This is a genomic window from Pedobacter sp. R-06 (genome assembly GCF_049913135.1).
Lineage (GTDB): Bacteria > Bacteroidota > Bacteroidia > Sphingobacteriales > Sphingobacteriaceae > Pedobacter.
The window spans coordinates 5,259,410-5,275,651 of the sequence record NZ_CP183977.1 but is presented as its reverse complement, the minus strand read 5'-3'; the positions used below and the strand labels follow the sequence as shown (position 1 = coordinate 5,275,651).

The 16,242-nt window shown below is 38.4% G+C and carries 16 protein-coding genes and 1 tRNA gene; 10 read left to right on the top strand and 7 right to left on the bottom strand.

The window, feature by feature from the left end:
* Positions 1–21: 21 nt before the first annotated feature.
* The 3 genes from ACN9MR_RS21260 to ACN9MR_RS21250 form a co-directional block, all read right to left on the bottom strand.
* Positions 22–543 (bottom strand): NADPH-dependent FMN reductase, encoded by a 522-nt coding sequence (locus ACN9MR_RS21260; RefSeq protein WP_426326513.1) that lies wholly within the window; start codon positions 541–543, stop codon positions 22–24.
* 119 nt (positions 544–662) lie between these two features.
* Complete coding sequence (locus ACN9MR_RS21255; protein WP_426326512.1) at positions 663–1,223, bottom strand: DinB family protein; 561 nt, start codon at positions 1,221–1,223, stop codon at positions 663–665.
* A 73-nt stretch (positions 1,224–1,296) separates the two neighbouring features.
* Positions 1,297–1,986, bottom strand: a complete 690-nt coding sequence (locus ACN9MR_RS21250) for a helix-turn-helix transcriptional regulator (RefSeq protein WP_426326511.1) — start codon at positions 1,984–1,986, stop codon at positions 1,297–1,299.
* A 140-nt stretch (positions 1,987–2,126) separates the two neighbouring features.
* Here ACN9MR_RS21250 and ACN9MR_RS21245 point away from each other — a divergent pair, with 140 nt between their 5' ends.
* Positions 2,127–4,604, top strand: coding sequence for an ATP-binding protein (locus ACN9MR_RS21245; protein ID WP_426326510.1), 2,478 nt, complete (start codon positions 2,127–2,129; stop codon positions 4,602–4,604).
* On the opposite strand, the gene ACN9MR_RS21240 is transcribed toward ACN9MR_RS21245, so the two are convergent.
* The 4 genes from ACN9MR_RS21240 to ACN9MR_RS21225 form a co-directional block, all read right to left on the bottom strand.
* Positions 4,605–5,936: a sigma-54-dependent transcriptional regulator gene (locus tag ACN9MR_RS21240; protein ID WP_426326509.1), complete on the bottom strand. Its 1,332-nt coding sequence runs from the start codon at positions 5,934–5,936 to the stop codon at positions 4,605–4,607.
* A 69-nt stretch (positions 5,937–6,005) separates the two neighbouring features.
* The gene (locus ACN9MR_RS21235; RefSeq protein ID WP_057931901.1) at positions 6,006–6,320 is read right to left on the bottom strand and encodes a hypothetical protein; all 315 of its coding nucleotides are present in this window, start codon (positions 6,318–6,320) and stop codon (positions 6,006–6,008) included.
* A 94-nt stretch (positions 6,321–6,414) separates the two neighbouring features.
* Positions 6,415–6,726, bottom strand: a complete 312-nt coding sequence (locus ACN9MR_RS21230; protein WP_426326508.1) for a hypothetical protein — start codon at positions 6,724–6,726, stop codon at positions 6,415–6,417.
* A gap of 77 nt (positions 6,727–6,803) precedes the next feature.
* Positions 6,804–7,118 carry a hypothetical protein gene (locus tag ACN9MR_RS21225; protein ID WP_426326507.1) on the bottom strand — a complete coding sequence of 105 codons (315 nt, stop codon included), beginning with the start codon at positions 7,116–7,118 and terminating at the stop codon, positions 6,804–6,806.
* Between the two features lie 304 nt (positions 7,119–7,422).
* On the opposite strand from ACN9MR_RS21225, the gene ACN9MR_RS21220 reads away from it, so the two are divergent.
* From ACN9MR_RS21220 to ACN9MR_RS21180, 9 genes are all read left to right on the top strand, one after another.
* A tRNA-Thr gene (locus ACN9MR_RS21220) sits at positions 7,423–7,495 on the top strand.
* Between the two features lie 120 nt (positions 7,496–7,615).
* A complete protein-coding gene (locus ACN9MR_RS21215; protein WP_426326506.1) occupies positions 7,616–8,782 on the top strand; it encodes an amidohydrolase family protein in 1,167 nt (388 codons plus the stop codon).
* Positions 8,783–8,787: 5 nt separating this feature from the next.
* Complete coding sequence (locus ACN9MR_RS21210; protein WP_426326505.1) at positions 8,788–9,744, top strand: NAD(P)H-dependent flavin oxidoreductase; 957 nt, start codon at positions 8,788–8,790, stop codon at positions 9,742–9,744.
* 65 nt (positions 9,745–9,809) lie between these two features.
* Complete coding sequence (locus ACN9MR_RS21205) at positions 9,810–10,082, top strand: acylphosphatase (protein WP_426326504.1); 273 nt, start codon at positions 9,810–9,812, stop codon at positions 10,080–10,082.
* A gap of 66 nt (positions 10,083–10,148) precedes the next feature.
* Positions 10,149–11,639: an oligosaccharide flippase family protein gene (locus ACN9MR_RS21200; RefSeq protein ID WP_426326503.1), complete on the top strand. Its 1,491-nt coding sequence runs from the start codon at positions 10,149–10,151 to the stop codon at positions 11,637–11,639.
* A gap of 94 nt (positions 11,640–11,733) precedes the next feature.
* A complete protein-coding gene (gene dut, locus ACN9MR_RS21195; protein WP_426326502.1) occupies positions 11,734–12,165 on the top strand; it encodes a dUTP diphosphatase in 432 nt (143 codons plus the stop codon).
* Between the two features lie 60 nt (positions 12,166–12,225).
* Positions 12,226–13,923 (top strand): tetratricopeptide repeat protein, encoded by a 1,698-nt coding sequence (locus ACN9MR_RS21190; RefSeq protein ID WP_426326501.1) that lies wholly within the window; start codon positions 12,226–12,228, stop codon positions 13,921–13,923.
* Complete coding sequence (locus ACN9MR_RS21185) at positions 13,901–14,692, top strand: DUF4292 domain-containing protein (protein ID WP_426326500.1); 792 nt, start codon at positions 13,901–13,903, stop codon at positions 14,690–14,692. The genes ACN9MR_RS21190 and ACN9MR_RS21185 overlap by 23 nt, the downstream gene beginning before the upstream one ends.
* A gap of 187 nt (positions 14,693–14,879) precedes the next feature.
* A complete protein-coding gene (locus tag ACN9MR_RS21180; RefSeq protein WP_426326499.1) occupies positions 14,880–16,175 on the top strand; it encodes a murein hydrolase activator EnvC family protein in 1,296 nt (431 codons plus the stop codon).
* Positions 16,176–16,242 lie beyond the last annotated feature (67 nt).

Genomic DNA, 16,242 nt, shown 5'->3' with positions numbered 1-16,242 from the left:
ATTTTACGGAAATAAATCGTGTTATCCATTCTCTATACTGGCAACAAATGAATCGACAGTGCTTTTAAGCGCAGCTAAAGTTTCCTGATCGGTAATCGCTCCCTCATTATTGATCTTCGCTTTTGCAAATGGGATAAGCTGGGGCGATACCCTCGCTTCAATTACTGTTAAAATGTCGATGATGGATTGATAGGCTTTTTCACCCTGGGTTGAAGCAACAAGTGCTAAAACGGGTTTCCCCGAAAATGATGCTGAGCTTACAGTCCAATCGAGTAGGTTTTTTAGTGAGCCTGGTAAGCCCATTGCGTATTCTGGTGTAGAGATGACGATTCCATCTGCCTCTTTGATGGTTGAGCGAAGCTCTTCGACAACCTGTGGTGGATTTTCCTGGTCTAAATCAGGATTGAAATGTGGGATAACCGCAATGGAGGAGAAGTTTATTGCCTCGAAGTCTCCGCCCAAAAGCCTGAAAATGGCTGTTATGTAAAGTGCATTGGTTGATACTGCTTTCGTGCTTCCAGAGATTGCCAATATTTTTTTCATTGCTAAAAGTAGCAAAGTGGAAATGGAATATCAAGATAGGCTGGTAATCGGGTTGTCATTTCAAAACGGGCCATCGAAACGCACCAGGTTTCGACAGCCTATTCTGAACTTATTAACAACTAAAAATTTTGATCATCTGCACTTGGGCCATAACTGCCAGGGATTGGGATATCCAACAATCTTAGGTAAACGCCTAACTGTGCCCTGTGGTGAGTGGTTTGGCTAAGTGAATGGCGGATGGTTTCGTATTTAGAATAATCTGCCAAAACCTGTTTACCCATACTTAGTACCCAACGGCCGTTAAGGTCTTCCTGCGTGGCTTTTTCTAATTCTGCTTTTCCCAGGGCATAATTTTCCTCCAGGATTTTAACCAGGTCATCGGCACTTTCTACAGTTTTTTCTACATAAGGTGCTGTTTCAAAATCCAGTCCATCAGTAGTTAAAGCCAGTGAAACCCAACTCGGCAAATCAGCAATATGAACCGCAAGCGATTTCATTTTCATGCTTTTTTCGTGTGGTGCCCAGTCAAATTTATCTACAGGCACAATAGCCAGGAATTTTTTTGTTGTATTAAATTCGGCTGCTAACTCTTTCAATAATAATTTAATAATGTCCATATTTTTCTGTTTTGTTCTTTCTGCAGTGCTTAAATCCATTAGTAGTAAATCGGCTATACTCATGATTTTGATGTTTAGTTATACAAAGAAAACACAGCCCACTGACAACCCTATGGCAGTGTGAAAAATATTTTTTTTAATAATTTACAGGAAGCAGGTGCATGTAGTCACTGAGTGGCATGTGCTGCGTTTTTTTGAAAGGAATACCCAGATTTTTAAGGCAGATAATCCGGGTGAGGTTAAAATCACGATATTCATTCCGGTAATGGCACCAGGCAATTAAATGCCAGCTAAAAGCATAGAAAATCAAGCCAATTGGCTCTACTTCTCTTTTGCTTACTTCTTCTTTATTGTTTTTATAATCGAGTTCGATCAGGTGTTTTTCGGCAATGGCGTGTTGAATGAGTGATAGGTATTCGAAGTTAAAATTAAGCCTTTCCGGAATCTGCAATTTAATATGCTGGTTTAAGGTTTCGAGCTTTTCTTTTTGTCCCGATTTTAATACCGCCTTTACTTTTGTCAGTGCTGTAGCGTAATGGGTGCGGATGGAATTATCAGCAAATCCATTCACCAAACTTTCAACCAATAGTAATGCATTGGCTTCGTCCATATTAAAAGAAACTGGCGGCAGGAAATAACCTTGAACCAGACAATAGCCTTTATGCTGCTCAAAACTTACCGGTATTCCCTGTTCTCCTAATGCTTTAATATCGCGATAAACCGTGCGTATGCTCATATCAAACCTTTCTGCAATTTTTTCTGCTGTAATGTATTTTTTGGATTGAAGCAGGGTCAAGATTCCGAAAAGGCGGTCGATACGGTTCATAGTTTGTTTTTTTAGGCCTTTAAAATTAAAGTTTTTTGATCAATTTTTCTTGTGGTACGTTATTTGTAAAAGATAAACACATATCAATTCTACAGGTTAAACCGTTATAATTAGGGTTTAACATACTTAATCTGAATTAAATGGCTGCTATTATCCAAAAGCGTTTCTTCCGGGCAATAAAAAGTAAAGTAATTATAGGTTTCCTGTTTGCCTGTTTTGCATTGCTATTGGCATGGGGTATCAGCAAGTTTGCTTTTACGCGGATGCTGGATACAGTTGAAGAAATTTCAGCCCCGAACGACCGCTTAAGGATTGTAAATGATCTCTCACATAAGATTGCCAGGCTAGATCAGTTACAAAGGGATGAGGCTTTCAATAAACAAGGTACCTATAGTTTTCTTAAAGAATCTCGTAAGTTAAGGGCTAGTTTAGATACCTTACGTAAATTGTACAGGGGCGATTCCGCCCAGTTGGCCAGGATAAAGTCGATCAAGAATCTGTTAACCGACCGCGATAAACAATTTATCAATTACTTAAAAGTGAGAGAAACATTGGTGAATACCAAATCGTTCTCTAATGAGGTTCAGAAATTAAATGAACTGGTTGCTACACGTACCAGGCAGACGGACAGTGCGGTACTGACTACCGAGACAACTACATCAACCACTACGGTTGCACCTGAAGAAGAACAGAAATCGAGAGGGTTTTTAAGTAAACTGTTTGGTAAGAAGAAATCTGACGTATATAAAATTATCAACGAAGAGTTTAAGGTAAAGCGCGATACCTTAAATGCAAAGGCCGAAGATAGCATTATGAAGAGCATGACAGGGGCCTTAAAAAATATCGAACTGGAGCAACGACAGAAAAGTCAGAAATTTTTAAAACGCGAAGCAGACCTATCTAATGCGAGTAATGCATTGACAGCCCAGATGCTACAGATTTTAAGAGAAGTGGAAGGTGAGGCTGTAGCCCAGGTAGATTTAAACGGTATCCAGGCCAAAGAAGTGGTTAATGACGGGATTACGCAGATCACAACCATTATCATTATCTTTTTTCTCCTAACGGTTATTCTGCTGTATTTAATTTTAACTGACATTACAAAAAGCAATAGATACAGAAGGGCCCTGGAGCTTGCTAAAGATGAGGCCGAATACCATGGTAAGGCTAAGCAACGGTTTCTATCGAATATGAGCCATGAGATCAGAACGCCATTGCAGTCTATTTTAGGCTACGCCGAGTTAATTACCCAGCAAGACGTGCCAAATAAGAAGGATGTGGATGCTATTTATCAATCTTCTATTCATTTACTTCAAATTGTGAACGAGGTATTAGATTATAACCGGATTATTTCGGGCGAATTTAGTTTCAATAACCAGGTATTCAACATCAAAAAAGCTTTAGATGAGGTAGTTTCGGTAATGCGGCCTTTGGCAGAGCAGAAATCACTTCATTTAAATACAGCACTTGATCTTGCTGGTCTGGAATTTGTAAAGGGAGATGCTTTTAGGCTAAAGCAGATTTTATTTAACTTATTGGGTAACGCCGTAAAATTTACGTTGAAAGGCGAAATTAAGCTTTCTGTATCTTATAAAAAGCAAGGCGATAATCTGCATTTCCATTTTACCATAAAAGATACCGGAATTGGTTTTGAAGAAAAAGATATTCCCAAAATCTTTAACGAATTTGAGCAGATAGAATCTCCTGAAAAATACATTATCAACCAGGCCGGTACGGGTTTGGGGCTGCCTATTGTTAAATCTTTGATCGAAACGCAAGGAGGAAGAATTTACGTGAAAAGTAAACCCGGCATTGGTACCACATTTAATATTTACATGAAGTATGAAAATACCACGGAGCGTGTAAACGATACTTTAGATTTAGAACATTATGCAATTGTAAACCCAGGTACAGTTTGGGTAATTGATGATGATAAACTCATTCTGGATTTATGCGGAATGATTTTTCAGAAAAACAACATCCCGTTCAGAAGCTTTACCCAGGTAGCCGATATTCTGCACGCAGCACCTGAGCCGGATTTGAAATACATATTGGTTGATATGCGTATGCCCGAAATGACGGGATTCGAACTTTGCCATTTATTAAAGAAGAAACTGCCGGCGCACGTTAAATTTTACGCCATTACTGCACAGGTTTTACCTGAAGAACGCGAAATGGTTTTGAGCGAGGGCTTCGACGGACTGATAATGAAACCGTTTAGGGCTGTAGATATTCTATCTATATTTGATAGAACTGAAATTTTAACCCAGCAGCCTGAATTCGATTTCTCTTCCATTGAGAAAATGACCTTTGGCGACCAGCAAATGCTGGAGAAAATATTGAACCGTTTTAAACAGGATTCTATAGATGACGCTGCAGCATTGAAAAAACATTTAACCGATGATGACCCAGATCAGGCTAGGTTACTCGTTCACCGCCTTGCAGGACGCACGGCGCAGATGGGTTCGAAGACTTTGTCAGGCGCATTCCGCACACTGGAATTAGAAATTGCCGAAAAAGGCTTAACGACCAATATTAAATCTGAAGTTTTATTGGAGATCAGAAAACTGGATAGCTTAATTGCCTATATGGAGGAAATCGACTACGCCAATGCAGGTTGATTATTCTATGCCGTATCGCTCCATTTTGGCATAAAGGGTTTTACGGTCGATGTTTAAAATCTTCGCTGCTTTTGACTTGTTATGTCTCACTTTGATCAGCGTTTCAGTGATCAACGCTTTTTCATTCTGTTCGTTTACCGCTTTGAGATCGGATGAATTCCCCGGAGCCGACTGGTGATGGACAGAAATCATCATTTCATCAGGTAATGCACTAATCTGTGCAACATCGCCCGGACTCAATAAAACCATACGTTTAATCACATTGCTAAGCTCGCGCAGATTTCCTGGCCAATCGTAACTAAGTAAAAGTGCCTTTGCCTCATTAGAAATGCTTTTAACATTTCGTTCTAAATCGCGGTTTGATAATTGTATAAAGTGGTTAATAAATAATTCTAAGTCTCCACCTCTATCTCTCAGCGGCGGAAGCTGGATTTTGAATTCATTTAACCGGTGATATAAATCTTCTCTAAATTCTCCCTGCTGTATGCTATTGGCTAAGTCATCATTTGTTGCGGTAATGATGCGAACATTAACAGGAATCTGTTTGGTGCTACCTAAGGGCTGAATTACTCTTTCTTGTAGTGCCCTTAATAATTTAATCTGCACTTCATAACTCAGGTTACCCACTTCATCTAAAAACAAAGTTCCTCCGTTAGCAGCCTCAAACTGACCTTTTTTGTCGTTTAACGCGCCTGTAAACGCACCTTTTACGTGTCCGAATAATTCGCTGGCAGCTAAATCTTTCGATAATGCACCGCAATCTATTGCTACGAAAGGCTTATCGGCACGCTTGCTCTGCTGGTGCAGGGTTCTGGCGGCAAATTCTTTTCCTGTACCGCTTTCACCCTGTATAATTACCGACATATCGGTTGGGGCTACCAAACTGATGTGCTCATAGAGTTTATCTGCAACTGCACTTTTCCCTTTTATAAAATCACTATTGGTTTCTTTTGGTTCGGCACTTTTTAAATCCTTTTTAGCTAAAGAATTTTTAATCACCATGAGTAACTCGTCCGGGTTAACCGGCTTGGTAATATAATCAAAAGCACCCAGTTGAATAGATCTGACCGCAGTCCGAACATCATTAAAGCTGGTCATGATGATTGCAGGTATGGATAAGCCCAGATCACGGATGTGGGTAAGCACTTCGAGGCCTGTCCCATCCGGAAGACGGTAATCGATTAAAAGTAAGTCGAATTCGTTGTTTTCAACTTGCTTAAATGATTGCTTTACTTGGGTTACAAGGGTAATTTCATGACCGTTTTTTGTTAAAAAACCTTCAAGTAATTGAGCAAATGTAGTATCGTCTTCTAAGATCAGGATTCTCGCCATGTAACAAAAATAAGAAAAGCCGGACATAATCCGGCTTTCTTATAATAGGTAGATGTAATTATTTGGGTTTTATTGTACTGGCTTACCGTCTTTATCAATTTTAACCGAACCAGTTTCTGCTTCTTTTTTAACATTGATTAAGTAGTATTCCTTTGTTCCTTCTTTAACAGACCAAGCTTCAGTAGCAGTCCATCCTTTATAAGCATCAGATTTTAATGCTGTTGTAACTGGAGCAGGAAGTTCTTCCAATTTAACTGGAGTTTTTACTGCGCTATCCTGAACTGCAACAATTGCAGCATTTTTAATTGTATTTACTTCACTTGCCTGTACTGCTGAGAATCCTGCAAAAGCTAAGAACGCAGCTGATAAAATTAATTTTTTCATGATATTATTTTTAGATAGTATTATTTTTTAGTTTATGCGCAGCCCGAAGGCCACGCTTATATTGATTATGCCTGTGTGGCGTATTTATTTGAAATTATTGTACTGGCTTACCGTCTTTGTCGATTTTAACTGAACCAGTTTCTGTTTCTTTTTTAACATTAATTAAATAATATTCTTTCGTACCTTCTTTAACAGAGAAAGCTTCAGTAGCAGTCCAACCTTTGTATGCATCTGATTTTAATGCGGTAGTTACTGGGGCAGGAAGTTCTTCCAATTTAACTGGAGTTTTTACTGCACTATCCTGAACTGCAACAATTGCAGCGTTTTTAATTGTATTAACTTCACTTGCTTGAACTGCTGTGAATCCTGCGAATGCTAAAGTAGCGGCTAAAATGATCTTTTTCATGATATTATGTTTAAATATGATTGGTAACTTGTGTTATGTTAAATACTCGTTAATTATGGAGCGCTAACCGGACTTATTTATTGAACTGGCTTACCGTCTTTGTCGATTTTAACCGAACCAGTTTCTGCTTCTTTTTTAACGTTGATTAAATAATATTCTTTAGTACCTTCTTTCACCGACCAGGCTTCAGTAGCGGTCCATCCTTTGTAAGCTTCAGATTTTAATGCTGTTGTTACTGGCTCAGGAAGTTCTTCCAATTTAACTGGAGTTTTCACTGCGCTATCTTGAACTGCAACAATTGCAGTGGTTTTAAAATCTTTTACCTCACTTGCCTGTACTGCTGAGAATCCTGCTAATGCTAATACTGTAGCTGCTAAAACGAACTTTTTCATAGTATATATTTAAAAATTTAATTTGTGTAACAATACTTGCTAATGTTTCACAATGATGCCAAACCATTGATTTTATTTAATTAGCTGTTTTTTAGGTGTTTATGTGTGTGCCAGAATTCTGATGCTGTAGAGCTTCTCCACACTTTGTGGTGAATGACTACAAGTTTTGCCGTTATTTATGATAATAACAAATTCTTGCGCTGTCAGATGGTAACATCTGAGAGCACACTAAATATTTTCAAAAAATTAATTTTCAATTTTAAAAAAAAGAAGATTTTTTTCTATCATTGCAGCCCGATTGAAAGCCTCCTTAGCTCAGCTGGTAGAGCAACTGACTTGTAATCAGTAGGTCATTGGTTCGATTCCGATAGGAGGCTCTTTTTCTTTCCCTTTTCTAATTTCTTAAGAAATTAAATCAAAAATCATTTTATCATCAAAATAGGTCAGGCACATAAAAATATTTTTTATTTGCTCCGGTTATTCCGCTAATTTGCGATATGTTAAAATACTTTTCAGCCGATTGGATATTTCCTGTTTCATCACCTCCGCTTAAAAACGGAGTGGTAGCCGTAAATCCAGATGGTAAAATTGAAGAAGTGTTAACCCAGGAAGAGGCCACCAGCCTTGGTTTAGCCATTACAAAACATAAAGGATCAATCGTTCCGGGTTTTATCAATACCCACTGCCATTTAGAACTATCGCACCTATTGGGGCAAATTCCCGAGCAAACGGGTTTGGTAGAATTTGTACAAAGTATTATTAAAAGCAGGCAGGGCGATATAGAAGAGATTAAAACGGCTATGTATGCTGCTGATCAGAAAATGTTCGAAAACGGGATTGTAGCTGTTGGCGACATTTCCAACCAAATTTCATCAAAAGAAGTAAAAGAGCATAGCAAAATATATTACCATACGTTTATCGAAGCTATGGGCTTTAACCCTGAACGGGCAAATGTGATAATGGACCATGTAATGGGAATTAAGCAGGCTTTTGGGCCTTTGCCAGCCTCAATTGTACCACACGCACCTTATTCAGTATCTCCTGAATTGTTCGCATTGATAAAAGTGGAAGCCGAAAAAGATAACGCCTTTATAAGTGTTCACAATCAGGAAACCGAAGATGAAAATGCTTTCTTCGAAAATAAAACAGGTGGATTTTTAGCGCTATACAAATTTTTAGGGCTCGATATTTCTTTCTTTGCCCCTACAAAAAAAACATCTTTACAAACCTGGCTACCCTATATTAAGGAACAGAAAACTTTGTTGGTGCATAATACCATTTCGAGTAAGGCTGATATTGCCTTTGCAAAAGAAAACAACAATAATTTATATTGGTGCCTTTGCCCGCAGGCCAATTTATATATCGAAAATGCTTTACCCAACGTTGACCTGTTAATTGAAGAAAATGTAAAGATTACCTTGGGAACAGATAGCTTGGCCAGCAACCATCAGCTTAATATTCTATCAGAAATGATCACCTTGCAGCAATACAAGCAGGTTAATTTTGAAAAACTTTTGAGGTGGGCAACTATAAACGGAGCTGAATTTTTAGCGCTTGATCAACAAATTGGAACAATAGCGGTGGGTAAAAAGCCAGGATTGAACCTAATCCAGCTATCCGCTGATTTTAAGATTGAGAGCGACCAAGTGAAGCGGTTAATTTAAAATATATGAACCCAATCTGTAAACTTTTCAATATTAAATACCCTATTATTCAGGCTGGAATGGTTTGGTGCAGTGGGTGGAGATTGGCATCGGCAGTTTCTAATGCAGGAGGCCTTGGCATTATTGGAGCCGGTTCAATGTATCCTGATGTTTTAAGAACACATATTCAAAAGTGCAAATTGGCAACTCATCTGCCGTTTGGCGTTAACATTCCATTGCTCTATCCTAATATTCAGGAAATTATAGATGTGGTAATCGAAGAGAAAGTAAAAATTGTATTTTCTTCTGCTGGTAATCCTGCTACATGGACCAGTTTTTTAAAAGAAAAGGGTATTACCGTTGTTCATGTAATTGCGAATACAAAATTTGCCTTAAAAGCACAGGAAGCTGGCGTTGATGCCATTGTTGCCGAAGGCTTTGAGGCAGGTGGACATAATGGGAGAGAAGAAACCACCACCATGTGTTTAATCCCGATGATAAGAGAGGCTGTTAAAATTCCGGTTATCGCTGCCGGCGGTATTGGAAGTGGAAAAGCCATGCTTGCAGCATTTGCCTTAGGTGCTGATGCCGTTCAGATCGGTTCGGCTTTTGCTGTTGCCGAAGAATCGTCTGCTCATCCGGCATTTAAAGATAAAATTATTGCTGCTGCAGAAGGCGATACTAAATTGGCCATGAAAAAACTGGTTCCGGTTCGGTTGCTGAAAAATGAATTTACCGATGCAATATCGGTAGCTGAAGCTGAAGGTGCAGACCGAGGCCGCTTAATGGAACTTTTGGGCAGGGCAAGGGCAAAGGCAGGTATGTTTGAGGGCGATATGGAAAATGGAGAACTCGAAATCGGTCAGGTTTCAGCTATGCTGAGTGAAATTAAACCTGCAAAAGAAATCCTGGAAGAAATATGGTCAGGTTTTAGGTCCGAACTACAGAGATTTAACAGTTTACAAAATGAATTGGACTTATAAAATAACGATACACAATTGGTTTACTAACTTTGCAAGATTAGAACATTTCAATTTTACAACAATAAATGAAGCATCTTAATATAATCGTAACAGGTAAAGTGCAGGGCGTTGGCTTTAGGGAAACCACAAAAATTATTGCCAACCAAATGATGGTAACGGGTTTTGTAAGGAACGAAAAAGACGGATCGGTTTATATCGAAGCGGAAGGCGAAGACATTTTTCTGGAAGAATTTGTAAACTGGTGCCAAGAAGGGCCCGATCGCTCGCGTGTAGAAAATGTAACTGTAAGCGATGGTGAAGTAAAAAACTATCGTAATTTTGAAATCTTAAGAAAGTAGCAAGTATCATGTAGCAAGACTACTCAAATATCTTGGTACCTGATACTTTTATCCTGATTATAACAAATGTCTGTATATAAAAAGTTTCTTGGGCAAACAATGGTTTATGGTATCAGTACCATTGCCTCTCGGTTACTCAATTTCATATTAACACCAATATTTACCAGGAGTTACGGTGCCAGTGCCTTAGGTGTTTTTACCAAAATGTATGCTTATGCATCTATGATAAATGCTATACTGGCCTTTGGAATGGAGACCACTTTTTTTAGGTATCTCAATAAACATGAAGATAAAAAACAGCAGGTTTACAACAATTCTTTCCTGATTGTTGCTTTTATCTCGACACTCTTTTTAATTACTGGCCTTGTTTTTACCGAACCGATAACCAAGTGGTTGTTAAATAGTAATATGTCGCATTATCAGGATCAAAAAAGATATGTGCAGTATTTTCTTTGGCTCTTGTTTTCGGATGCAATCTGTGTAATTCCTTTTGCAAGGATCAGGGCTGATGGGAAGCCTTTTAGATATAGCATCATTAAATTTGTGAATATCTTAAGTTATGTGCTCTTAAGTCTGTTTTTTATTTATGGTATTCCACTGATCATTAAACACGATTTACCTGGCGCAGCGTTCTTTCAAAGTTGGTTCCGTGATAAGTGGGTTGGATATGTATTTATTGCCAATCTGGTAGCAAGTGCGCTTACCTTTTTGCTTTTAGTGCCAGAATTTTTAAAGGTGCAGTTTAAATTTGATCGCGATTTATTCAAAAAAATGCTTTCTTACAGCTGGCCTGTTTTGATTGCAAATTTATCTTTCATTGTTAATGAAAATCTGGATAAAATACTTTTGGATAGATACACAACCGAAGCAGAAGTAGGTATTTATGGAGCTGTTTGCAAACTGGCCATATTCCTGAGTATTTTCAATATGGCTTTTAGATTGGGTGCCGAGCCGTTTTTCTTCAGCTATGCCAAGAACGAAAATGCAAAGGTTACTTATGCAAAAATTCTGGAATATTTTGTAATTGCACTTTCCATTCTTTTTGTGGCCCTAACCGCCAATATCGAAATCCTGAAATATTTTATCAGCCGGGATGCAAAACACCTGGCCGAGTATTGGGTAGGTTTGCCCGCAGTCCCTTATTTACTGGTGGGATACGTATGTTTAGGTATTTATATGAATCTTTCTATTTGGTATAGATTGTCTGATCAAACGAGATTTGGATTGTATATTTCTTTAATTGGGGCCTTTATTACTATTGTATTCAATATCATATTAATTCCAAAATTTAGTTACATGGGTTCTGCCTGGGTTTCGATGGCAACCTATGGAACAATGATGATTATTTCATACATCCTCGGGCAGAAATATTATCCAATTCCCTATAACCTTAAAAAGATTTTATCCTACTTAATCATTTCTATCATTCTGGTATTCTCTTCGTTTTTTGTATTCCATAGAAACATTTATATTGGTAATGCCATGTTGATTATTTTTGTCGCGGGCATTGCCTATTTTGAAAAGAATGATTTAGTGAAAATATTGAAAAGAGGTTAGTTAGAGACTTTTTATTTGGTTCATAGTTAATGGTCAATGGCCATCAGACCATGATCTATAAGCCATTAACCTTAAAGTACCCAACAATAAAAAAATGGAAATAAAAATTATCAATACATCCGAGCACCCACTTCCACAATATGAAACCGCACATGCGGCAGGTATGGATCTGAGGGCATCAATTACAGAAGAAATGATATTGAAACCTTTGCAGCGCTTATTGGTGCCAACGGGTTTGTTTATTGAATTGCCGATTGGTTACGAAGCACAAATCAGACCCAGAAGCGGCCTGGCCTATAAACACGGTATTAGTATTGTAAATGCCCCAGGTACAATTGACGCCGATTACCGTGGTGAAATAAAAGTTTTATTGGTAAATTTATCAGATACAGATTTTAAAATCGTTAATGGCGATAGAATTGCACAAATGGTTGTTGCAAAACACGAAACCGTTAGCTGGCAAACCGTTGAACAATTAGGGGAAACTGCACGCGGCGAAGGCGGTTACGGACATACGGGGAAATAGTTCACAGGCCTAAGTCAAAAGTCCTTGGTCTGGAGTAAATTATTTGGATTGATAAATGATATGAAATACAAAGTATATTTTCTTGTTGGAGCTGCTTTAGTGAGCTTACAGGCTTTTGGGCAGGGAACGGTTACCCCAAGTACCAATCGCGATAGCAATATGGTAAAACAATTGTTTTTTGCGGGCTTACGGGAGAAAATGTCTGAAAATTATGTTGTTGCCTCTACCAATTTCAACAAAATTGTTGGCTTAGACCCCAATAACCACGCGGCCTATTTTGAGCTGGCCAATGCAAACCTGCGTTTAGATAAACTTCCGGAAGCGGAACAGAACATAAAACAGGCCATTAAATTAAACGCCGGCAATTTATGGTACTGGCGCTTACTCGGTGAGGTATACAAGCGCACCAATAAAATGCCCGAACTAATTGAGGTTTTTAATCAGTTGATCCGCCTCGATCCCGAAAACGATGCTTATTATTTTGATAAAGCCAATGCGCAGTTTTTAGGCAATCAGCAGGATGCCGCAAAAAAGACCTATGATGAAATTCAGGCTAAATTTGGCGAATCAAGAGATTTGGCAAACGCCAGAAAACGTCTGCAATCTAACGGCAATGCTACTGAAAGTGATATTGTTAAATTGCTGGAAGGCAATCAGGCCGATGTAAAAAACTATTTATATGCTGCAGGTTTGCTTTTGCAGAAGGGAAATGATCCGGAAGCATTAAAGGTATTAACCAAAGCCCAGCAGCTCGAACCTAATAATTTTGAGATAAACCTGGCTTTGGCCGATATTTACCGCAAGCAGAAAAATGACGAAGCTGCATTTTCCTCCTTAAAATTGGCTTTCGAAAGCAGTGAAATGCCACTTACTGAAAAGGTAAAGATTATCGCTGCACTTTTTCCGAAACTTAACCAACCCACTGTTGCCAAAAATGTAACTGAACTAAGTAAACTGGTAGCGGAAAAAAATCCGGCTGATGCAAAAGCATTGGCACTTTATGGCGATGTACTTTATCAGCAGAATAACTTAAAAGAGGCATTGGCCCAATATCAGGCTGCTTTAAAACTTAATGAACAGGTTTATGTAGTGTGGGAACAGGTAATTAATATCCAAACACTGCTCGGACACTATGAGGAAGCCATAAAGGTTGGCGATGAGGCTTTAAGCATTTACCCCAATCAGGCCAGCTTATATTATTATATGGCTTATGCCCTGTTTAAAACAGGTAAATATGAGCCCGCTCAAAGCAATTTAAAAACATCTTTACAGTTAGATGTGGAGAATAAAAGCCTGCAGGCGCAGATTTATGCATTACAGGGCGATATCTACATCAACCAGAATAATTTCGCCTCAGCTAAAACAGCTTTCGAAAAAGCCATTTCAATAGAACCCGATAATTATCTCATCATGAATAATTATGCCTATTATTTGGCGTTAAGAAATGACGACTTAACCAAGGCAGCGAAATATGCAGAAACAGCGGCCAATGCAATGCCCAATAATCCCTCAATTGTAGATACTTACGCCTTTATTCTGTTTAAACAGCAAAAATACGATCTGGCGAAAACGTGGATAGAAAAGGCTTTGCAAAACAATAGCAGCAAAAACGGTGTTTACTTGGAGCGATATGGCGATATACTTTTTATGAAAGGTGAAAAGGATGCTGCATTAATCCAATGGCAAAAAGCAAAAGAGGCCGGAAACGGATCAGAAGTATTAATTAAAAAGATAAATGAAAAGAAGTATTTTAAATAGCGCATTCCTATTAGGAGCTGTAATTTTTGTTTCGGCATGTAAACCTAAAAAAGAAATTGTGGTGGCTCCTCCTACCAAAACAGAAACCAAAACAGATAATTCGAAAGCAGAGGCCTTAACACTACTAAATAGCAAACAACTTAAATTTAATACACTTTCTTTAAAAGCTAAAGCAACTTTAGATATTGCTGGTGATGCAAACGATGTAACCATGAATTTCAAGATGAAAGACAAGGAAACCATTTGGGTAAGCATTACGGCCTTAGGTGGAATGGCAGAGGTGGCAAGGGCTTTGATTACGCCTGATAGCATCAAGATCATGAACCGGATGAAAAGCGAATACCTGAAAAAACCGTTTAGCTATATTTACAATTTCACCAATAAACAGGTTAATTTTAATACCCTACAATCCATTTTAACGGGCAATGCCATGGGCGAGTTTTTAACAGCAGAATCAGATGTTAAGCAGGAAAATGGTGTTTGGGTGGTTTCTGGAAGCAAATCGGAGTTGGATTACAAACTGCTTTTTAACACGCTGTTTAAAGTATCTGAAACTAATTTAAATGACGCTAAAAATGGTCAGGCGCTAAAAGTTACGTATACCGACTATCAAAAATTAAACGAATCATTATTCCCTAGCGCATTGCAGATCAAAACACTATCTAAAGCAAAGCGGATAAATATCGACCTACAGTTTGTGAAAATTGATGGCAATGTTCCGGTCGATTTTCCGTTTAATGTACCAAAGAGATTTACGGTTGTAAAGTAGGTTTAAAAACTACATTCAAGTATTCTATCAAGTGATCTGCCAGGTTAGGTACTGCATTCGTACAGCTGCTCTGGCAATCTTTGTTATGTATGAAGATTGAGTGAAGACAGTTCTGTAATAAGCAATTATGACTTTAGTATCTCGATTTTAATATTTTTTACTACAAAATTTTTATACTTTTGGCTTAATGAAGCTACCAAAACTCCTATTTATCCTTTTTTTAAGCGTGTTAACCCTTTCGGCGGTTGCACAAACTGAAAGCCAGCTCAGAAGGAAAAAAGAAGCTATACAACGCGAAATTGAACAGCTTCAAAAGAATTTGAATAAAACTGCAAATGGTAAAAAGCTTACTATACAGCAGATTAATACTATAAATGCACAGATTAGGTTGCGCCAGGATAAAATCGGTACAATCAACTCTGAAATAAAAAATCTGGATAACCAAATCTCTCAGAACACAAATACCGTACATACGTTACAAGGTCAGTTGGGCGATCTTAAAAAAGAGTACGCTGGGATGATCCGTTTTGCACAGCGCAACAGAAATTCGTACGATAAAATGATGTTCATTTTTGCAGCGAAGGATTTTAACCAGGCATATAAAAGAATAAAGTATTTACAGCAGTTTAGTCAATATCGTAAAAAACAGGCCGGATACATCGAAAATACACAGCAAGACCTGAACGGTAAGATTAAAGTCCTGGATAAAACACTCAGGGAAAAAAGTGATCTGCTGAAGGAACAGGAAAGGGAGCGTGAGCGTTTAAGTAAAGATAAAAGTAAACAATCAGTAGAATTAAACAAACTGAGCAAGGACGAAAAACAGTTTAAACAGGATATTACCAGCCGTAAAAAACAACAGGCCCAGATAGACAGAGCCATTAGTGCCGCAATTCAGCGGGCAATTGAAGAAGCGAGAAGGAAGGCCGCGGAAGAGGCAAGAAGAAAAGCAGCTGAAGAAGCGCGGATTGCGGCAGCAAAAGCCAAGGCTGAAAATAGACCTGCACCTACTGCTCCAACTACACCAACCGCTAAGGCAAAATCGACAGGAGAATTGCTTACTGCAACACCTGAAGCAGCCAGATTATCGGCAGGTTTTGAAAATAACAGAGGAAGGTTACCTTGGCCGGTAGCAACAGGAACAATAACCGAAAGGTTTGGTTTACATAAGATCGACCAGGCAAGTTATACCAACGATGGTGTAGATATCACTACAACTGATGGGGCAACTGTTAGAAGTATATTTGCAGGTAAGGTTGTTATGGTGCAAAATATTATGGGTAGAACTGCCGTAGTAATTAACCACGGTGAATACTTTACAGTGTACCAAAACTTAAGATCGGTTAGTGTAAGTGTAGGTAATTTAGTTGAAACCAAACAGGCTATTGGGCTTGTGGCAAATACCGGTGACGATGCCATTTTAAAATTCCAGATTAGAAGAGGCCAGGGAACTTTAAATCCTGAAGCCTGGATTAGTAAATAAACTTAAGACAAGTTAAAATGTCTATATTTGTATAAATTATATTAGTGATGTATCAAGGCACGTTATT